Here is a 20,024-nt window from a genome sequence, read left to right on the forward strand (position 1 = left end):
TGTAGGTTACCAATCGTAAAAGGTTTGTCACTATTAATAATTGAGCTTTATATAAAGAATAATCAAAGTTGGTTAGCAAGTAACTTGTAGCAACTTGATTTTTCGAATTTATCTGCAGCAGACAAGGATCCTAATAACGACATGTGACCTCCATCAAGGGTATAAGGAACATTATGTCCTTTATAGCTAAACAGACCATTTTCGTTAAAAGCACAATGCCTTTTAAAAAAGAATACATTGTCATACTTGCCTGCTACTTCAGATAAAGTATCATTAATTTTATTATTATTTTCATAATCAGAAGCGTCTGATTTTATATTGATTTTTTCGTTTCTATATACTTGGCGATAAAACTTTGATATTGGGTTTTTATCATAAGCTAATGGAGTTGGCATGAGAAAAATGTTAATTCCTTTTTTTTGTGCTTCAAAAATAACCTCTTCGACATCAGCTAATATCCCTTTTACACTTACACTATTCCATGAGCTAGCTAATATTATGTTTTTATATCTAACTTCTAAGATTGAATCTTTGAGGTATTTTCTGTTTATTAAACATTGCTTATATGAGATGTTGCTTTTATCTCCAGTAAATCTTGATGAGAATGAAGGTGAGCACCAATTAGTTACAACCGCGTTGAAGGAACTATTATTTTTTTTAAAAATGATGTCTAAAAACGGCTCGTAAGTTCCAGCAAACGAATCACCAAATAATAGAGTATCTGATTTTTTATTTATATCCCCCAAAGTGCAGTTAGTTCCAATTAATTTGTCGACTTTAAAATTAGGTATATCATAAGAATAAAAGCAATAACCATTTGTTCTTTTAGGCATTATAATTTGCTTTTTAAGGGCAGTTACTATCACAGCGTTTTCGGGAAACATATATTGAATATAGTTCTTACCTTGAGTAGATAAAATATAAGTGCCTAGTGAAAAAATAAATACGACTATATATACTGGCTTGCACTTTAAATAATCCCTTAAGTTTTTAAAATTACTGTTAAACTTTATTTTTTCAATATGTTTATTACTTAGATACCCCAATAAGATTGAAAGGACTAACCCTAAATATATATAGTACTCATTAAATGAAAAGTAATATATGGTGACGACTAATGGCCAGTGCCATAGGTAAATAGAATAAGACCACACACCTATTTTTTGAAATGTTTTATTACACGTAATAAAGCAATTTGATTGCGCTTGAATTACCATAAATGAGCCAAAAACCGGAATTAAAGCTAAATAGCCAGGCCAAGGAGTATCTTTAGAGATAAAAATGTAAGAACTAAAAATTAGGATAATTCCTGTCCATTCCGTTACTTTTTTCTGTTTGGCACTTAAATTAATAGGATATAAATAAGCAACGCCACCAAGCATCATTTCCCATGCTCTGGAGGGTAATAAAAAATAAGACGCGCTGGGCCATTTGTATGTAGCTACAGCGCAAAATACAAATCCTAAAATAGATCCTAGTAAAACTAGTTTTTTCATATTTATAACTGATAAAAACTTACTCAGACTTACTAAAACAATTGGATATATTATATAAAACTGCCACTCAACAGATAGTGACCAAGTATGCAAAAGCCATTTCTCATGGGATGCGGCATCAAAATAGCCAGACTCTCTCCAATAAGTAACATTAGACAAGAAACTAATACTGCTTGCAGCATGTTTACCTAGTTGTTCGTAGTCATTTGGTGATAGAAAAAACCAGCCAAATACAAGCAATACCAAACACAAAATAGCCAGAGCCGGAATTATTCTATTAGCTCTTGCTATATAAAACTTTAAAATTGAAAAATTCCCTTGCTCTATTCCTTTAAATATTATCCCAGTCATTAAAAAACCTGAGATAACAAAAAATACATCTACGCCAGCAAAGCCGCCAGGCACCCAAGATGGATTAAAATGAAATAATACAACAGCTATTACTGCTATAGCCCTTAGCCCATTAATATCTTCCCTGAATTTCACGTTATTATTCCTATGTTCTGTTGTTTAAAAATTAAATAATGAGGAGTTTAAAGTTGTACAAACAAAAAAACAATTTAAATATTATTTAAAGTGACTTACCAGTAAATATAACTTTGCCAACCAACGTGCAATTTCCATTAATTGGGATTAATTGCTCTGGCCAGTTGGGGTTGGCGGCTTTTAGGAATTTGTGGCCACCTTCGATTATTAGCTGTTTAAATGTGGCTTGGTTATCGTCGTCTAGGCGGGCTACTACGTACGAACCGTGAATGCATTCGGCTTCTGGGTCTACAAAAATTAAATCACCTTCATCAAACTTTGGCTCCATGCTAATGCCTTGCACTTTTAAAACAAAAGTCAGATCACTGCAATTAACCGGGCACATAAAGCGTTCAGCGTCGTAGGCTTTAATTTCAGTTATTTCTGACCAAGCACCGGCTTGTACCCAGCTAATAAGCGGGGCTGTAGCTTTAATTGATGGGCCTGCTGATACATTGCTGTAGATGCCTTTGCTATCAACTATACCAAACCGTAAATATTCAGGAGTGCATTGCAGTGCTCGTGCTAATGCTTCAATGTTGCGCGGGTTTTTAGTATCGCCTTTCTCTAATTTTTGTATTGAGTTTTGTGCCACACCTACCAACTCTGCTAGTTGATACTGGGTTAAATCTAGAGCTTTCCTTAACTTTTTAACGCGGTCTGCAATATCCATATTATCTCCAAAGGTTTTATTTTTAACACTTTAAGTGTGTTCTATAAAGATTATCACAACTTTAAGTGGTTTTGGTCAAATCGCTATTATTGGTTTTATTTTTAAGAATACAACCAAAAGTGGTTTACAAACCAATAAAAGAGATTGTATTATAGAAAAAAGTGGTTAGAAGCTGTTGGAGATTAAAATGTCAGCCATAGATAAAGCAGTAAAAATAATTGGTGGGCAAACCAAGCTCGCTACAGTCCTAGGTACTAAGCAGTCAGTTGTACATCATTGGGTTAGCCGTCACGGCCAAGCCCCAGCGAAGTACATACCGCGTATTTCGGAACTAACTAACGGCGAAATATCGGTAAATGATTTACTAGCCGATCATCAAAAAAGCAAAAAGGAAGATGCAGCATGAGCACTGAACAACAAATCATTTTATTAGATATTCATCCAGATGCAAAAGCGGTGTTGTTTGCATTACTGCAAGAAAACATTCAATTGCGCACTGAGCTTGAAGAACAAAAAGACCGCCTAGTTAGCACTGTTGAAGCATGTGAGGTACTAGGTTGTGCGCGTAAAAAGTTTTGGATTCTATCGAAGTTGTCTGATTTTCCTAAATCAATTCAGTTTGGCAAAACTAATCATTACCGCTTAAACGAGCTAATTAAATTTAGAACGCAGCACCAACAAAGCGTTAATAACTAGGAGCAAAGAAATGTGCACATACCAAATATTTGACCAAAACACGTATAACGCATTACCTAACTTAGCCGCCAAAGCTGAGTATTTACTTAAGTGCCAAATAGGCACTAAAGAAGCCGTTAATTGTAAATCAGTTGAATTTGAACCTAGCTTACAAGCCTTTGTTGGTGAGTTGCCATTACCAATTTACTGCCACGGCAACGAAAACCAAACTATACAAAAAGCCGTGTACTGGTTAAAAACACAAGCTTTATCTAAACCACAGCAACAACCACAAAGAGTATAAACATGGCTAACGCACTTATTAAACAAAGCGATAACGCACAACCTGCACCACTAAAAGCAGTAGAAGGGCGCCACATACCAAAAGGCTTAGCTGAAATAAAAGCATTAATGAGCGATAGAACGCGCACACCAGGTTATGTTTTTAATGCCGTTTTAACTGATCAACAACGAAAATTAGTGTGTATTGCTGCAGGACTTAAACAACGCCATATAGAAATGAGCTTTTATCAATTTAATTTGCAAGAGCGTGAAGCAGTGCGCAAAGGCATTTTAGCGTTACAAGACATTGTTGCCGCTTTTACCGACGCCAACGTACTTGGCCGCGAAAACTTCGAAAGAACCCCGCCTAAGTTTGATGTTGTTCCGCGTTTAGTTAAACAGTCAAAAACTGATTCACAAACACACTAAGGAATAGCCATGACTCCCGATCAGCTAATCAATCAAGATAGTGGCAATGTTGAATTTTACACGCCCGATAAAGTTTTGAAGTATGTGCACCAAATGTTTCCGGTTATTGATTTAGACCCAGCAAGTTGTGTAGTGGCTAACAAGTCAGTAAAAGCAACGTGTTATTTAACCAAAGATGATGATGCATTAACACGAAATTGGATAGCAAACACGGTTTGGTTAAATCACCCATTCAATAAAGGTGAACAAGCATGCAAACAGAAGTGCGTTAAAAAAATATGTAACGACCCGACTTACAGTAAGTATCGCGGCCACTGCATTACCGAAGACATAGCCAGCAACGGCGATTGGATTGACTATTACTTAGACCAATATGCGCAAGGTAACTTTAAAGAAGCAATGAACATTACCTTTGTTAATAGCTCAGAGGCATGGTGCCAAAAGTTATTAAACGCAGGCTTAAGCTGTTTTATTGATGGTCGTACGCACTTTAATGATGCACAAGGCAATGTAAAAAAAGGCGCACCCAAAGGCTGTTTTATTACTTACCTTGGCAATAGAACCGACGAGTTCCGAAAAATATTCTCGGCGCTTGGAGTAGTGAAGTAATGAATCTACGCACACAGCCACACATTCTCAGTAAATCTACACCAATAATTTAATCCCAAAGGACTACTAAAATGAACACAATCAAAGACCAAGATCTATCTAAAAATCAGCTATTAGTTAAAAACATTGTTGAGCATGCTATCGACCAAGCCAACTTTACTATTAAAAATTTAAGTAAGCGCCCAACAGTTGCCATGCTAATGGAGTGCGAAAACTGCCTAACTGACTTTATGCCTGTGGTTAAGTTTATTGCCGATGACCACATTGAATACGCCCCTATTTACGACCAAATGTGCGCCGCAATTGATGCCGTTCAAATGGGTGAAGATTTAGTTGAAATAGAGTTTGCCGAATAAATGGCAAACCCCAAACCACTCGACTTACAAGCCCTTAGACTATCTGGTATAGCTAAGGGTTTAATTTCGTCTATAAGTGATATTGACGACCGCAACTTTTTAGCGCGTGGCCTGCAAAATGTGCCAGTCCCTTTACAAAGTCGTATGGCCCGTAAATACATAGACCGCTACAACCAAAAAAAAGCGGGTAGCCAATACCGTGCTAATACATGGTTACGCCGTACCATTGCCCGTTTAAAGCCGCGCTTTGGCGTACTGTTTAGTATTACTCAAAATATGCCATTGCCATGGCATATTTTAAGCAGTATTGAAAAAACCAAAAAACACGCAGGCACACTCGCTATGGAGTGCGTGCAAATAACGCTTGATGTAAGCGAAGAAAACCAACACCTACCGTACGAAAAAATAATATCGTTAACCTACGATGCAATAGCAGCTTATGCCAAAACTGTAGGCGCTAATGTGCCATTTTATGCTATGCGCGACGACAACTTGCCAACCGAGTGTTACGAAATTGCACTGCTAAAAATGCAGTGTGATAGATGGTGGGCTCGCCAATTAAAAACTATTCGCCGCCAGTTTTTAGAGTTACTCGAAATTGCCACAGGCCAAGTGGGCAAAGATTTATACCACGATAAAAAAAGCAAAAAGTTTAAACGCCGTGGCATTAGCCCTTACTCGTCAAAACAAGCACAGCGCGAGTTTAACTTTGCACAAGCCAGTGGCCGCCAGTTCCTAGAAATGATGGAATTGCAAAGCAGCGACGGCGACGTAATAAGTTTAATTGAAGCCGTAAAAAGCGGTATGGCAAATCCTGCCAACCGCCGAAACGAGTTAATGTTACGCATACGCGAAACCGAAGAGTTAGCCGACGAAATGGGCTATGTAGGCATGTTTTACACTATTACGTGCCCGTCACGTTTTCATGCAAACTCAAGTAAATGGCACGGCGAAACCCCAAAAGATGCACAAAATTACCTAACCCAAACATGGGCGCGTGCCCGTTCTAAGTTAAACCGACGAGGCCTTAAATACTTTGGTGTGCGCGTAGTTGAGCCACATGCCGACGGTTGCCCGCATTGGCACATGATGTTGTTTATGCCTAAAAATAAACTACAAGAAGTGAACGCTATTTTGCGTTGGTACTTTATTCAAGAGGATAAAACAGAGCTTTACGATTATTACGGCCCTGTGCAAACCCGCGCAAAAGTAGTAAACGAATGGGTAGATATAAACGCCCACGGCACACACATTAAAACTGTAGAGAAATGTGTAAGCTACCGCGCAGGCACTAAAAAAAGTGAGCTGTTTAAAACCTATAAACAAAAGCGCCGCGAGTGGGGCCTTAAAAAAAGCCAAGGCAAAAAAGCTAAAGCGCCCAGTAAATTCTATCGTACCTTTAGCCCTCGCTTTGACGCCATAAAAATGGATAAAAGTAAGGGCAGTGCAGCCAGCTACATTGCTAAATACATCAGTAAAAATATTGATGGCTACCAATTAAGCGACCATGAAGATGCCGAAACAGGCGAAAACTTGCAAGAGCAAGCTAACCCTGTTTTAGCCTGGGCTAGTACATGGAACATTCGCCAGTTTCAATTTCAGGGCTCACCAAGCGTCACCGTGTATCGTGAATTGCGCCGCATGCCTAAGGGCAAAGCAATAAGCGACGAAACCATAGAGCCTATTCGCCACGCTGCTGACACCGCCAACTGGAAAGATTACGTAAAGCTCCAAGGCGGCATGTGTATAGGCCGTGCTGCTAACTTCAAATCAATGTACGAAGACACACAAATGGGCAACGACTACGCCGAAGTAGTACGACGCATAAAAGGTGTACTTACTAATACCGATTACAAGGCCGTGCTTAAACGCACACTTGAAAACGTACATAACGTAATTACCCAAACAAGCCTTAAAACTCGCCTAGTAGAATGGACCAGGCAACTCAAAGGCACAGCCGAAAAACTCAATGCTAAGGATAACACCAACGTCGGCGTAGCCGACCTATCTTGGACTAGTGGTAATAACTGTACGCCTATAGCCGCAGGGTCTAGAGCTGAGTTGTTACTCGATATGATGGGCACCTCAAAAAATGACGTTGATGAAGTAATAAAGGATCTAAATAGCGGAAAAAGGATCAGCCGAAACGGCCAAATTTACCAAATACGAGACGGCCAACTTCAAGTTTTAAATGTTGATGAGCAAATAAAGCATGATCAGCGCTTAGCTATTGAGTCATTGGCTAAAACATATTCTCAAAAAGCAGGTAGCTGGTACATAACTGAAGCCCATTGGCAACAAGCCCGCGAGTATGTAGAGCTTGCTTATAAATACGCGCAGCTTGACGGGCGCAACACACCAAATAATACCCATATACAAAACGGCCTAGTCACTATTGGCGATTGGGACCTAGTTACTTTAATAAAACAAGGCAGCGCATCAGCAATCAGCGATAACGATTGGTGGGCACTGGATTTAATGGCGTAGGAGAAACAATGACTATTCAAATTTCAAAAGTACTCATGCCAAAGGCATGTATTAGTTGCCAGGCGTTTTGCCCTAAGGGGTTTTCTGAGGATCAGTACAGTCTGTTTATTACTAAATTCGACAAGCCCGCGCCTAAAACCCAATACGGCCAGTGCGGAAAAAGTAATAACAGCGTATTTGCTACCGAAATTTGCAACGGCTACCAGCAAGAACCTAACGCCGATGTATTTGCAGTAACTAACAGACTACAACCAAAACAACAGGTGAAATTATAAAACTTAGAGATTATTGGTTATCTTAATTCAGCTAGATTAGTATTGAGCAATGAAGATATAGAGATAAGTTATAAATAAAATAAAGGGCAGCGGTTGTGTTGAAAAGAATTAAAGAGTTTTATAGAAAATATAGATTACTTTTAATAACGCTATTTACACTTGTTATAGCTATTCTCGGCGTTTTTGAAATACTTGTCAGTGCTAAAAGCCATGCTGAATTTTGGCCAGCAGTAGGTAGTTGGATTGGAGGTGTTGCTACGGTATATGGCGTGTGTATTGCAATTGTTGAATATTTAGAGCGAAAGCGCCTTAGTTGTATAAATGAAAAACTAGATTTATTACATTTAGTAAAAAATGAACTTTACACTTGTTGGCATTCCTTGTCTTTATTTTCTCTTGAAGCAACATGTAAATATTTCACGATTGTTAAGTTTGAAGTAGAGAGTCAAGAAAAAAAGAGTAAAAGAGATTTTGAAGAAGCATTTAAATTATTAGCCGATTATGAAGAAAAGTTTTCTAAATTATATAATAAATTATGTTATTTAGAGTCTCGCTTAAAGGTAATATCATCAAAAGATTATTCCAAAATAGAACAGGGTTTTGATCGTATACATAAATTAAGTGATAACAATTATGGCTTATCTGGCTCAAATCTTTTTCCTAGTTACTTCTCTGTATACGCATCTGAATTTGCCATTCTGTCAGATAAAATAGCGAGTAAAAATTGCTATGACTCGATCATTGATATTCAAAGCGATCCTGATTGGAAAGATTATATGGAAAGAATTAAACGAGTAGTATTTATTTCTTTCGTTGAAGAACTAGAAAACATCTAATTAATATTGTGCTTTGTTTTAGTAAAAAGTTCATAGAAAGGGCGTAGTGCTGAGATTGAAAACCTATAAATATCTATTGGGTACATTGCCACTACCTTTAAATATTTGTAAATTCCAAAAATACGACTAGAGTTAATTTTGCCGAAAGGTATTTTTTAATGTTTTCTTTTGAACCCACACATGTTGTGGGTTTTTTATGTTTGAAATAAAATGGAGTTATAGACCAATTAACTCTAATTGTTGTTCTCGAGGTAAGTTTTTAATAAGCGCTGCGGCTAGTTGCGCAGTGGTTTTACACGGAGGATTTAAGAAGTGATCAAACGATTGAGTAATACGAAATGTGGCCCCGCATTCTTTAGTATTAGTACACGAGCAATATAAATTAACAACATGGGCGCTTTGCTTTTCGCGTGATGTAATTGTTGCTTTAGCTTCGCAATTTGGACAAGTAACCCGCGCCATAAAATTCACCAATCGTTAATGAAAACACTGTTATTATATACAGCCCTTTGGTTTCTGGCAATTAACAACAATTTTTAATTAGGGTAAATTAAATTTATAAACTAGATTAAATACAACGAACAAAAAGCAAGAGATAAGTATGGTTTTAAAAAATGCTTTTTATAAATGGGTGATCATAATAGTTTTAATATGCTTTGCTATTAGCGGCATTTTTAGTCTTTACCTTAAAAATAATGACGTATTTACTTTTAATGTGTATCCAGATGAGAAAGCTCAAGAAGATTTTGTATTTTGTAATACAGCAGGTATTTGGTTAGAGAATATGATCAGGTGTGATCACTTTTATTTAGAGTATTTACCTAATCGAACTTCAGATGTTAGCGTGGTTTTAGAAATCCCTAATTTAGGTTCTAAACAAATTATATCAAACTATAAAAGTGTCCAGATATGGAGAAAATCTTATGGAAAAGATCCATACCCAGCACTTATCGATTTAACCAATGGCCAACTAAATGAAGAGATGGATTTGAAAGATATAAATAATGATAAAAAGAGCGCTAAGAATTAGGTTCTAAGGCAAAATTTAGCTGCAATTTACTGCCAATTTCATGATCCCTCGCTACCTCATCCATCATTAATTTAATTAGCATTTTAGTCTCATTTTAAAATACATCGCATCGTATTTAGTCGCATCACTAAGGCCTGCGGCAAAGTGTGAGCTGAGAACCAAAAAGCCGAAAAATTCACTCCTCCTCGCCTTCCGCTTTCGTGCAAAAAATGCGTTCAATTGACAACCCCAGTGACAAGCCATTTTTAGCTAGCCCTTATAACTAAAGGATCTGAATGGAAGTTTAAAAGGATCGTAATGGCAAAAATGTGACAATGTTTGACAAAAAATGACAATTAAAAGATCAAATAGGTGGTGATTTACTTAATATTGAAATATCATCAATTTATTATCAGTTAAGTGATAAATAAATTGTGAATTATTTATACAAAGGCTCTCAAAGCCAAGAGCGGTTAAATGCACTATTGTCGTTTGGTAAAAGCACCAGTGAAGATATAAAAGCAGCACTCAGTGATTACTTAGTTCGCGGTATTAGCAAGACCAATGCAGCAACACTCAATGGTGTGCCTGGGCCAAATTTTACAAGGGCACTTAAGCGTCTTGAAGTTGTTGCAGGTAAATTGGAAAACGCATTAGAAATTGAATGGTACTCAAAGAGGCAAGATATGAAATTAGAATTAATAAAAGAAAGAGTTGATGCTTTATTGGTTGAGTTAAACTCGTTACTAACTAGCCTTGATTATTCAAACGATGACCTAGAAAACCACACACTTAGAATAGCTAATAGGCTTGAGCTAGAGGTAGAGCACGTAGGCACAAGTAAGCGAAGTACTGAAAATGAACATTGTTATCTGGCTGCCATTTATGATGATGTGCTAAACCCAATAACGGATAATAAATACGAGGTTACACAAAGAATAGATAACAGTATTTTTAATTTAGAAGAATGGCAAAGCAAACTAAGTGGTTTGTAACACCAAAGCGCTAGCTCCTAACTAGCGCTTTTTTTATTGACGTTCTTACTTCCCCAAAATGCTCTAAACAATCGCATTAATCCAAGCGTTGAAACGGCAATACCTACAATCACAAATTCAAAGTACCAGGGCGCACCTCCATAGCCCATTGCTTGCCAGCCCTTATGCATGTACGGTTGCATGGTCGGTATAAAATGGCACACAAACAACCCCAAAAAGAATAAAATAATCACTTCATCCATGATGGTTTTGTCGCGGTTCTTTAAAACAAGAAAGTCATAATCGGCGTCGTTTTGCTCGGCTTGCATACAGCGTTTTGCTTTAGCTTCAAACTGGGCTATTTTAAAGTTGTTTTCAGCGCGTGCAACATCGGCCGCCATTTCGGCCGCTATGCGTTTACGCTCAACATAGCCACCGGTCAAATCAGCTATTGGGTCTGTGATAAAAGAAACTAACGTTTTAAGCCATCCCATTATTTGCCACCTCTAATTAATTTAATAAAGCCCTTTGGGTCTTTACTAAACGTTTCAATAAATTTATTGATCCCCTCCAAAATGTGCGGGGCCGCATAAGCGGTTACACCAATAACACCCGTTTTTAAGCTTTCATCAAATTGCTGCCACTCGCAAAACATCGCTGCTAAGTACGCTGCAAAAACAGCAATTAATACGCTCATAAAATAATGAAAAAACGTAAACACCTTACGGCTTAAATACATTTGTATAGCCGCCGCTAAAAAGCTCAACATAAGCAACTGCCCCCACTGTTTTATAAATTCAACTATATCTATCCAGCTCATGCGTCTTCCTTGGGTGTTGGGTTAAGGTCTGAATATTCAGGCTCTTTAAATTCAATATGCTGCGCTACAGGCAAATAATTATTTATACCTAAAACATCTTGCTGCAGGGGCACAACTTCATTGTTGTAATAGGCGCGGGTAATTTTGTCTAAGTCGCCAAAGCCTGGGCTATCGCCAGATGACTGGCCGCTTAGCGCTTCTTGCGCGCGGTGCATACTCAGCATATCGTTAAGCGTAATTTTTTTAATCCGCTCAAATTCATCTTTAGTTGATATATCGCCAACTGGCGTAATGTTTATTGCCTTTTCAGCATCAGCTTTATTGCTGCGGAAATTAAAAAACAAACTTCTAAAGTTACCCACGCCTTTGCTATCGCGTATTGCATCTTTTAATGCCTTTTCATCTTCAACACTTAAATTAGGATCAGCCATTGAAAATATAAAGCCCATGTGCGCACCGTTCTTGTAATAACGTCTGCGGAACAAAGTCGCATCTTCATTTAATAATGCCGACTGAATACCGCCATAATATTGCGGTATACCGTAAATGCCTTGGCCGGGGTCGTACTCTTTTACGTGTATAATTTCGCCCGCATTAAAATAAATAGGCTCATGGCTACGGTTACTTAATTGCGCATACACACCGCGCGTACTCGTATAGCGCATGGTCAGTGCTGGCAGGTGTCGCAGTTTAATAATTTGCCCAAACGAATTTCTAATAATTTGCAAATAAGCGTTGCCGCTCCACAACAAATCAAAGCCAAATTTACTTAAAGCTTGGTGACTTAAAAGCGGGTTAGGCTTATACCATTTTAAAATCATGTTGCGCTTAAAATATAAAATGGGTCCGTGCTGGGCATTAACGCGCAGCAGTTTAATTAAACCCTTTAAACTAATGGGCGGCGCATAAATACCATTGCTATCACTAAAAATACCAACATAATCAGTTAGCCGGTTGTCTAAGCATGGCTCAGGGTCGCCAAAACTAAACGCATCAGTTACCGCAGTTCGTTGGTTGTAATTAGGCGCTTGGCCGTTGCTTACTTGTAATCGTGGTTTCATTAAGCTGTAATTCCTACAGATGTTTGGCGGCTGTGGGCATTACCGTCCAGTGGTTCAAATAACAAGGCGTGCATAATTGCCCACGCAATATCGGCATGGCCCGTAGTAGCGGTGCGGTTAGTGGCATACGTAATTTGGTCGCCAACTACTTTGCGGCGAATATTAATAAACGAGCTAGCAATGTTTACCGCGTCCTGGTCAAACTCAAGGCGTCGGTTTTGAATAACGTTAATTGCTTTAATAACCATACGGTTTTTAATAATAGGGTTGTAATGTATCGGCTCAGCGTTAGGGTAAAACTTAGTAATAAGTTCCCACACGCCGTAACCAATACCAGTGGTATCAACGCCAATGTGCACAACATTGTATTTTTCGGTAAGTAGTTTTATTTCGCTGGCCATAGCTTCAAAATCATTACCGCTTAAATCAATTGCTTCAAGCAGTAAAAACTTTTCGCCAGGCTTCATCGGCGCACTTAAAATAGCAACGCTGGCTTTATCGCCAAAACGCGCAGGGTCAAAACCAATAACCACCGGCTTTAACCCGTAAGGGCGTTCGTAATCTAAATCAAAGTCAGGCCACTTGGTCGAATCACCCACGCAGTTCATAAGCTGCTTAAGGTTAAACGCACTGTGCGCATCATCAATAAACTTGCACATAAACAAGTTATTAAACTCATCTACACTGTACTCGTTTTCAAGCACGCCAATGTCAATGCGGTCAAACCCACTGGTAACCACATCGTACACAGTAAGCATTTGTCGCCAAATGCCATCCTCGCAAAGCCTGCCATTTTTTAAGCTTTTATGGCTAACATCAATCGCAAATTCAGGGTCGTTACACGCCTTAGTTTTGCGATACCACTTACCGTTCCAGTGGTCATACGCTTCATGGCTCGTAACACTCGGCGTACTAAAATAAGTAATGCGCAAATGCTTATGCGTTGCCATCGCCTGCGCCAACCCGCGCAAGCTTTTATATTTAGGGATCCAAAAAACTTCATCTATATATAAGTCGCCGCTTTCCGATTGTGCAGTACGCGCATTAGTGCTTTTAAAAATAAGCTTAACTGTTTTGCCGCCAGCCAAATTAAGCACCATTGGTGAGCCGGTTAGCTCAACATTAAAATGCTCACGCACCAGCGCAACAATATTGGCTTTAAATACTTCCGCCTGGTCGCGGCTCGCCGATATAAATATTTTATTGCGGCCATTAATAACCGCGTCATAAAAGGCTTCAAACGCAAAGTAAAAAGTAGCCCCAATTTGGCGGGGCTTTAAAATAAAGCGGGCGCGGTGATCTTGGTTTTCAAACCAATGTTTTTGGTGGGGATAAAGAAGCTTGTCTTTAAGCTCGTCAAGCATTTCAAGCGTAATGCCAGAGCAATCATTTTTCTTTTTCTTCTTCGACTTTTTGCCGCTGCCGGCACTATTGCCAGCGGCCGCATCGTCATTGTTAGCGCGTTGCTTAGGAGCAGGCGCAAGCTTGCTTTTATTAAGCGCACACAGCTGGCGCGTGCAAAAGTCTAGCTCTTTATATTCAGCATCGGTTTTATTGTCTTTATCGGCTAACAAATTAATGCGGCGACTAAACGCCATTTCGGCATTATACGTTGGGCACATGTCAGCCCAGTTATCAGCCTCAGACCAACGCCTAATACTGCGCGCACTTGGCATGCCTGCTAAGTCAGCTATTTCCTCATAGGTATAGCCCTCAACAACATACAAATCCTGTGCTTTTTTGCGTACGTCTGGTCCGTAGTTAGCCTTCATATTGCGCCACATTAATTAATCCATGGCGGCAGTGTATTAGTAATAAAGCGCGTAATCTGTCTGTTAAAAACCTATCCATTCCTAAAAGTTAAATATAGGAATTTCAAAAAGTTAAACAGTTGGAAAGGGTTAAAAGGAGGGTGCAAACTGCAGTTACTTTAAAGCATAAAGCTTAATTAAAAAACATTTAAAAGGTTTGTTTATATGCCAGGTCAACTACGCACAAAACCATTATCAATTGCCGCTGTTGGCATGACTGTCGACGGCCGCGAAATAACCGAGCAAGACGTAGCCGACATAGTAGAAACCTACAACCCGCGCAAATATGGCGCACGCATAAACCTCGATCACGAATTTAACTGGTCAGGTTGGGCCGCTAAAAACCTGCACAACGTAGACATACCAGGCATGCTAGGCGACGTAGTGAGTGTAGAAGCATACGAAAACGAAGAAGGCGTAGTGTGCCTATACGCCGTGCTCGCACCCAATCAAGGTTTTGTAGCATTAAACAAAGCCGACCAAGCCGTATATTTTAGCATCGAAATTAGCCGCGACTTCATGGGCACTGGCAAAACCTACCTAACCGGACTAGCAGTTACCGACTATCCAGCAAGCTGCTACACCGACCGTATTCATTTCAGTAGTAAGAGCAAGCCAGACGACACGGAAGTCTCTTTATTAACCGTTGACTTAGGGTCATGTGAGCCTATCGACACACCTAAAAAACCCTTTTTCAAACGACTATTCACTAAGGAAGAACTCGACATGAACGAAACACAATTAGCCAATGCGTTAAAAGATGCGCTCGGCGCACCGCTTAGCGAGTTTGGCCAAAAGCTTGACGGCCTAACAGAAAAGCTTAATTCACTCTCAACCACCAACGTGGAAGACGAAGAAACTACGCCAGAAGATAATGAAAACACCGAAGTTGCTCAGCTTAAAGAAGAGCTATCAAGCACAAAGAAAGCATTAGATGAGCTCAGTGACAAGTTTGCCAAAGCATTAAAAGCACCTGCGGGTGATACAACCAACGCCGACGAAGAACACGAAGGCGACGAAGGCAAATACAGCAACTGCTTGTAATTGCAGCACCCTAACTTAACTTAGCAAAGCGCAGGAACGAAAATGAAAACCAGAACAAAACAATTATTTGTCGCAGTACTAGCAGGCATGGCCAGCAACTACGGCGTAGCATCAATGAACGAGCAGTTCAACGTAGAGCCAACAACTGAGCAGCGCCTGTACGACGCAACGTACGACTCAGTAGAATTTCTACAATTAATTAACACCGCACTAGTAGACGACATCGTAGGCCAATCGGTAATGATGAGCGTAGATGGTGGCGTAACAGGGCGTGCCGGTGTAGAAAGCGACGACACCAAAGAGCGCCAAACGCGCGACGTAGCAGGTCTTGCAAAGCGCGAATACCGCTGCTACCCAGTAGAATGCGACATTCACTTATCGTGGGCAAAAATGGATCAGTGGTCAAAGTTCCCCGACTTCCATCAGCGCTACCGCAATCACGTACGCCAGGCAATTGCACTCGACATTATTAAAATCGGCTTTCACGGCACATCAGCCGCACCGTTTACAGACATTGCAACCAACACAATGCTGCAAGACGTAAACATTGGCTGGCTGCAGCTTATTCGCCGCGACGCACCAGAGCGCGCAGTAAGCGAAGGCGCAACCGCTGGTGAAATTCGTATTGGCGCCGGTGGCGATTACGAAAACCTAGACCAAGCCGTGTTCGACGCACTGCAAGCAATCCCAGAGCACAAGCGCGTAAACATGGTTGCCATCATTGGCGACGAACTACTAGCAAGCGACCAAAACAAGTTGTATGCAAAGCAGTCGCACACGCCAAGCGAAAAAACCAAAATCGAACTTGAGCAAATCATTAAAACATACGGCGGCCTAGCCAGTTATAAAATTCCGTTTTTCCCATCGCGCGGCATTTTAGTAACAAGTTTCGACAACCTAAGTCACTACGTGCAATCAGGATCAACCCGCACCCATGTAGAAGACAACCCAAAAAAGAAACGTGTAGAAGACTACCAATCGCGTAACGACTGTTACTACATCGAAGACCTCGAAAAAGTAGCCTACTTCGAATCAGCCAATGTAAAACTGCCAAACAAAGCAAGCACAGGCTGGGAATAGTTTTTTAGCAGCGCCAAGCCGCCCTTTTATCCCAAGTTTCGGGCGGCTTTTTTTAACAATTAGCGAGTATTTTTAAATGAGCCTTTTCAAAAAATCATTAGCCAAAGCTAAAGCAGTACCAACAAGCACTGAAAATAAAGCGCCAACGGCAGCGGCTCACGCCACTCAAGCCAACGCGCCAGCAACCGTAAACAAGCAAACCGAGTACCAGCTTTATGCAGCAGCTATAGAATCCGACTTGGCTCAATTAAAAACATTTGCCGACATTAGCGACAAAGCAACATACAAATCAGAAGCGCTAGAGCGCCAAGACTACCTAGCATACATAAACCAATACCGCCTAAGCGGCCAAAACCACCACAACAAGGTGTTGGCATGGGTGTTTATTTGGCTAGTTGATTTAAAGCGATGGGATGCAGTAATGGGCTTATTGCCATTAATGATCGAGCAAAAGCAACCACTGCCAACCGTGTTTAATACCAAGCATTGGGCGGCGTTCGTTATCGACCAGCTCTACGACGACGCAAATTACTACCTAGCAGAATCACAACAGCAAGGCCTGTACGACATTGGCTTTATCCTGCGCCGCTTAATTTACGTAGTTAAAAACCAAGACTGGGCAGGGCTAGAAGTGGTAGGCGGCAAGCTTTACGCAATAGCTGCAAAAGTAAATAAAGCACAGCTCAACCTAGGCAACGCGCTTTACTTTGCAGAAATGGCCCAAGCCATTAACGACAAAGCAGGCGTTAAAACCCTGCTAAAAGAATTGCAAAAAATGATTAAACCAGCGGAGCCAAAGCAGCAAACCGCTAACTAGCTCCAACGCCAGCGGGCAACTTAGCACAGTGCGAGTATTAATTATGTCGCCAGTGTGACTAAGTGGCGCCCGCACCCAATTTAATGTGTGTATTTATACAGGTGCAATATGAATTTAAGCAGTATGCCACAAGCAGATTTACAAAGCGTCAATGTAACAGTTGAAGGCAATGGCTATTACCCGGCATTAAGCACGGCTTATTTTATAGAGCATTACGCCGTTGCCCAAGAATACGCAAGCAAAAGTGATTTGCTAGTTGAAAAACTTAAACGTGCACAGGGCGAAATTAACCAAGAACTAGCAAGCGCAGTACTCACCAATGGCGAGTCACTAAATGCACAGCAAGTAATTTTTTATAACGATGCGGTTTACAGTAAAGCCAAAGCTAACTTACTGGTATCCAAGCTTGGGAGTACGCACCGCGACAGCGCCACAGCACAAAGCCAAGCGGCAATAGACAATCATGAACATTGGTTAAGAGAAAGTATAAACGCCATGCGATTACTGCAATCGCTTAGCTCTAACTTATCGGTAGAACTGTTATGAGCCAAAGCAAAATAGCAAAGCTTAAGCAGCATTTAGCAACCGCAGAATACCAAGGCCGCAACCTAGCGCTAAGCACCCAGTTCGACAGCTGGATAGAAGGCGGCCGCATAGAGCCAAGCAGCAAAACTATTAACGGCAACGGTCTATTGGCCGCACGCTTTTATTACTCAGGGGTGATCAGCATAAACCCATGCGCAGCGCCCGCAGCACTTATTTGTGCCTTTGCATCGTTTTGGTTGCAAAACAACGGCGGGCGATACGACAGCACCGACATTGAATTTAGTGCCGACGTTAACGACGACAACAGCAACGAAGTAGAGCTCACAATAAATCAGCTTTGCGAAGACATAGAGCTAATACAAGCACCCAGCGGCCCGTTTGAATTTAACGGCAAACGTTACGACTTTGGCGAGCAAAGCCTATGGATAGCCGAAGTGTTCACGCTTGATGGCCAAGTAAGCCGTGCTTAATCTCAAGTTTGTTGAAGGCCGCAGCAAAGAGCAGCTAGCGTTTTTGCAGCTTAAGCCACAAAAGCGCCGCAACATATTGCGCAGTGCAATACGTGCAGCAAACAAAAGCAGTAAAGAGCGGATCACCAGGCAAAGTGATTTAGCCGGAAAAACATGGCAAGACCGCGCCAACGGCAAAAAAAAGAAAATGCTAACCAAGCTAAAACGCAACATGAAGGTGCGCTACGGCGCAAATAGCGCAAGCGTATATTTTAAAGGTGGCAACAGCGGAAAAATAGCCCGCGCCCACCAAGAGGGCATAAGCCTAGATGCAGGCAAGCCAAAAAGCAGTGCCGCACAAAATAAAGAAGGCCCAGCCACACGCAACTTAGCCAGAGCATTAATAAGCGAGGGTTACAAAATACCGCGCGGCAAAGGCAAGGGCAGCAAGCGACCAAGTATTAAATGGATAACAGCAAACTTAAGTATTAACCAAGCAGGGTTTTTACTGCGCGAATTAAAGGGCAGCTCAGGCAAGAGCGCATGGAAAATTGATTTACCGGCCCGCTCATTTTTGGGGCAAACAATGGCCGAACAAAAAGAGCAAATGAATTTTATTTTAAACAAAGCTATGCAAGTGGCGTAGCGCAAAGCAAAAGGAACGACCATGGCACAAGGTAAAGTATCCGTTGCCGCCATTCAAACAGGCAGTGGCGCTACAAAACAGGTAGAACGCACCGTATTGTTCATCGGCCAAGCGCCCGAAAACAACGGCAAAATTCTACCCATTAATGCACAAAGCGACTTTGATGCTGAGTTTGGCGTAGCCGACTCACCGTTAAAAACTCAAGTTAAAGCATGGCAGCGCAACGGCGACGACCTAGTAAGTGGTTATGCAATAGCGCACGCAATCGACGCCGACGTAATGGCGCTTATTGACGAAGCAATGGATCAAGACGTAAGCCCCGAAATTATTGTTATTTGCACACCCGTAACAGGCAAAGCAGAAGTAGAAAGCTACCAAGCTAAAGCGCTTGAAATTCTATCAAGCCTTGCGCGTCGCGTGCGCTTTTTAGTAGCAGCACCTGGTCTAACCGAGTTACAAAACTGGTCAGACTTAGTCACCGCATTGCAGCCAATTACCGACGGCGTAGTAGCACCGCAAACAGCTGTTATTCCTTTGTTATTTGGCGACGAGCTAGGCGCAGTAACTGGGCGTTTATGTAAAAGCGCAGTCACTATTGCCGACAGCCCAATGCGGGTGCTAACGGGTGCAATGTCATTAATGCCGCATCCGGTAGATGCCGCAGGCAAACCGCTAACCAACTCAACCACAGCTGCGCTAGACGCACTGCGCTTTAGTTGCACACAGTTTTATCCTGATTTCGATGGCACATATTTTGGCGACGTAAACATGCTAGATGCTGAAGGCGGCGACTTTCAGCAAATCGAAGCAGGCCGCATTGTCGACAAGGCCGCACGCGACGTGCGCATTATTGCCATTCAAAACATTAAAAACCGCCGCCTAAACAACAGCACCAGCGGTATTGAGTTTGGTAAGCGCATCATGGGCAAACCGCTACGCGAAATGGCGCGCTCAATTAACATTGGTGCCGACAAGTTTCCAGGCTTAATCGACACGCCAAAAGACGACAGCATCAACCTAACGTTTATGAACGCAACTACATTGCAAGTAGTACTCAAGGTTAAGCCAATCAACTCACCCAACACCATCATTGTTGGCATCATGTTAGATAACGCAGAGTAGGA

General features: G+C 41.1%; 25 protein-coding genes. 18 read left to right on the forward strand and 7 right to left on the reverse strand.

Translation table 11 applies throughout. The features are described 5' to 3' along the window. Nucleotides 1–62 precede the first annotated feature (62 nt). Together EU510_RS02050 and EU510_RS02055 are read right to left on the reverse strand one after the other, a co-directional pair. Entirely contained in the window at nt 63–1,982 is a 1,920-nt protein-coding gene (locus EU510_RS02050) for an acyltransferase family protein (RefSeq protein WP_149592041.1), read from the reverse strand. A gap of 85 nt (nt 1,983–2,067) precedes the next feature. Continuing rightward, entirely contained in the window at nt 2,068–2,694 is a 627-nt protein-coding gene (locus EU510_RS02055) for a LexA family protein (protein ID WP_149592042.1), read from the reverse strand. Nucleotides 2,695–2,881: 187 nt separating this feature from the next. Here EU510_RS02055 and EU510_RS02060 point away from each other — a divergent pair, with 187 nt between their 5' ends. The 9 genes from EU510_RS02060 (at nt 2,882) to EU510_RS02100 (ending at nt 8,643) form a co-directional block, all read left to right on the forward strand. Next, nucleotides 2,882–3,100, forward strand: a complete 219-nt coding sequence (locus tag EU510_RS02060) for a YdaS family helix-turn-helix protein (protein WP_004587558.1) — start codon at nt 2,882–2,884, stop codon at nt 3,098–3,100. Further along, nucleotides 3,097–3,390, forward strand: a complete 294-nt coding sequence (locus tag EU510_RS02065; RefSeq protein WP_149592043.1) for a helix-turn-helix transcriptional regulator — start codon at nt 3,097–3,099, stop codon at nt 3,388–3,390. The genes EU510_RS02060 and EU510_RS02065 overlap by 4 nt, the downstream gene beginning before the upstream one ends. A 10-nt stretch (nt 3,391–3,400) precedes the next feature. Further along, the gene (locus EU510_RS02070) at nt 3,401–3,673 is read left to right on the forward strand and encodes a hypothetical protein (protein WP_149592044.1); all 273 of its coding nucleotides are present in this window, start codon (nt 3,401–3,403) and stop codon (nt 3,671–3,673) included. 2 nt (nt 3,674–3,675) lie between these two features. Further along, nucleotides 3,676–4,080, forward strand: a complete 405-nt coding sequence (locus EU510_RS02075; RefSeq protein ID WP_149592045.1) for a hypothetical protein — start codon at nt 3,676–3,678, stop codon at nt 4,078–4,080. 9 nt (nt 4,081–4,089) lie between these two features. After that, entirely contained in the window at nt 4,090–4,689 is a 600-nt protein-coding gene (locus EU510_RS02080) for a DNA N-6-adenine-methyltransferase (protein ID WP_101163728.1), read from the forward strand. A 71-nt stretch (nt 4,690–4,760) separates the two neighbouring features. Next, nucleotides 4,761–5,045, forward strand: coding sequence for a hypothetical protein (locus EU510_RS02085; RefSeq protein WP_004587553.1), 285 nt, complete (start codon nt 4,761–4,763; stop codon nt 5,043–5,045). Next, nucleotides 5,046–7,532 (forward strand): replication endonuclease, encoded by a 2,487-nt coding sequence (locus tag EU510_RS02090; RefSeq protein WP_149592046.1) that lies wholly within the window; start codon nt 5,046–5,048, stop codon nt 7,530–7,532. Between the two features lie 8 nt (nt 7,533–7,540). Beyond that, nucleotides 7,541–7,807, forward strand: a complete 267-nt coding sequence (locus tag EU510_RS02095) for a hypothetical protein (protein WP_149592047.1) — start codon at nt 7,541–7,543, stop codon at nt 7,805–7,807. 95 nt (nt 7,808–7,902) lie between these two features. Then, entirely contained in the window at nt 7,903–8,643 is a 741-nt protein-coding gene (locus EU510_RS02100; RefSeq protein WP_149592048.1) for a hypothetical protein, read from the forward strand. A 216-nt stretch (nt 8,644–8,859) separates the two neighbouring features. Here EU510_RS02100 and EU510_RS02105 read toward each other — a convergent pair whose 3' ends face one another. Further along, nucleotides 8,860–9,105: an ogr/Delta-like zinc finger family protein gene (locus EU510_RS02105; RefSeq protein WP_101163723.1), complete on the reverse strand. Its 246-nt coding sequence runs from the start codon at nt 9,103–9,105 to the stop codon at nt 8,860–8,862. Between the two features lie 139 nt (nt 9,106–9,244). Between EU510_RS02105 and EU510_RS02110 the strand changes: the two genes are divergently transcribed. Beyond that, nucleotides 9,245–9,673 (forward strand): hypothetical protein, encoded by a 429-nt coding sequence (locus tag EU510_RS02110; RefSeq protein ID WP_149592049.1) that lies wholly within the window; start codon nt 9,245–9,247, stop codon nt 9,671–9,673. Nucleotides 9,674–10,086: 413 nt separating this feature from the next. Then, nucleotides 10,087–10,647 carry a hypothetical protein gene (locus EU510_RS20160; RefSeq protein WP_262501177.1) on the forward strand — a complete coding sequence of 187 codons (561 nt, stop codon included), beginning with the start codon at nt 10,087–10,089 and terminating at the stop codon, nt 10,645–10,647. Nucleotides 10,648–10,664: 17 nt separating this feature from the next. Here the strand turns inward: EU510_RS20160 and EU510_RS02120 are convergent, their stop codons facing one another. From EU510_RS02120 to EU510_RS02135, 4 genes are read right to left on the reverse strand one after another with little or no spacing between them, the layout of a single operon-like run. Further along, entirely contained in the window at nt 10,665–11,120 is a 456-nt protein-coding gene (locus tag EU510_RS02120) for a hypothetical protein (RefSeq protein WP_149592050.1), read from the reverse strand. Continuing rightward, the gene (locus tag EU510_RS02125; RefSeq protein ID WP_149592051.1) at nt 11,120–11,446 is read right to left on the reverse strand and encodes a phage holin family protein; all 327 of its coding nucleotides are present in this window, start codon (nt 11,444–11,446) and stop codon (nt 11,120–11,122) included. The genes EU510_RS02120 and EU510_RS02125 overlap by 1 nt, the downstream gene beginning before the upstream one ends. Further along, nucleotides 11,443–12,507, reverse strand: coding sequence for a phage portal protein (locus EU510_RS02130; RefSeq protein ID WP_149592052.1), 1,065 nt, complete (start codon nt 12,505–12,507; stop codon nt 11,443–11,445). The genes EU510_RS02125 and EU510_RS02130 overlap by 4 nt, the downstream gene beginning before the upstream one ends. Next, nucleotides 12,507–14,291 (reverse strand): terminase large subunit domain-containing protein, encoded by a 1,785-nt coding sequence (locus tag EU510_RS02135; protein WP_149592053.1) that lies wholly within the window; start codon nt 14,289–14,291, stop codon nt 12,507–12,509. The genes EU510_RS02130 and EU510_RS02135 overlap by 1 nt, the downstream gene beginning before the upstream one ends. A gap of 192 nt (nt 14,292–14,483) precedes the next feature. On the opposite strand from EU510_RS02135, the gene EU510_RS02140 reads away from it, so the two are divergent. The 7 genes from EU510_RS02140 (at nt 14,484) to EU510_RS02170 (ending at nt 20,022) form a co-directional block, all read left to right on the forward strand. After that, nucleotides 14,484–15,362, forward strand: coding sequence for a GPO family capsid scaffolding protein (locus EU510_RS02140; RefSeq protein ID WP_149592054.1), 879 nt, complete (start codon nt 14,484–14,486; stop codon nt 15,360–15,362). A 42-nt stretch (nt 15,363–15,404) separates the two neighbouring features. Further along, nucleotides 15,405–16,442, forward strand: a complete 1,038-nt coding sequence (locus EU510_RS02145; RefSeq protein WP_149592055.1) for a phage major capsid protein, P2 family — start codon at nt 15,405–15,407, stop codon at nt 16,440–16,442. Between the two features lie 76 nt (nt 16,443–16,518). Beyond that, nucleotides 16,519–17,259 carry a phage terminase small subunit gene (gene gpM / locus EU510_RS02150; protein ID WP_149592056.1) on the forward strand — a complete coding sequence of 247 codons (741 nt, stop codon included), beginning with the start codon at nt 16,519–16,521 and terminating at the stop codon, nt 17,257–17,259. Between the two features lie 108 nt (nt 17,260–17,367). Continuing rightward, nucleotides 17,368–17,805, forward strand: coding sequence for a head completion/stabilization protein (locus EU510_RS02155; protein WP_149592057.1), 438 nt, complete (start codon nt 17,368–17,370; stop codon nt 17,803–17,805). Next, nucleotides 17,802–18,275 carry a phage tail protein gene (locus EU510_RS02160; RefSeq protein WP_149592058.1) on the forward strand — a complete coding sequence of 158 codons (474 nt, stop codon included), beginning with the start codon at nt 17,802–17,804 and terminating at the stop codon, nt 18,273–18,275. The genes EU510_RS02155 and EU510_RS02160 overlap by 4 nt, the downstream gene beginning before the upstream one ends. Then, nucleotides 18,268–18,900, forward strand: a complete 633-nt coding sequence (locus EU510_RS02165; RefSeq protein WP_149592059.1) for a phage virion morphogenesis protein — start codon at nt 18,268–18,270, stop codon at nt 18,898–18,900. The genes EU510_RS02160 and EU510_RS02165 overlap by 8 nt, the downstream gene beginning before the upstream one ends. Nucleotides 18,901–18,921: 21 nt before the next feature. Beyond that, nucleotides 18,922–20,022, forward strand: coding sequence for a DUF2586 domain-containing protein (locus tag EU510_RS02170; protein ID WP_149592060.1), 1,101 nt, complete (start codon nt 18,922–18,924; stop codon nt 20,020–20,022). Nucleotides 20,023–20,024: the final 2 nt, after the last annotated feature.

Origin of the sequence: Pseudoalteromonas sp. FUC4 (assembly GCF_008370255.1) — a bacterium.
Classification (GTDB): domain Bacteria; phylum Pseudomonadota; class Gammaproteobacteria; order Enterobacterales; family Alteromonadaceae; genus Pseudoalteromonas.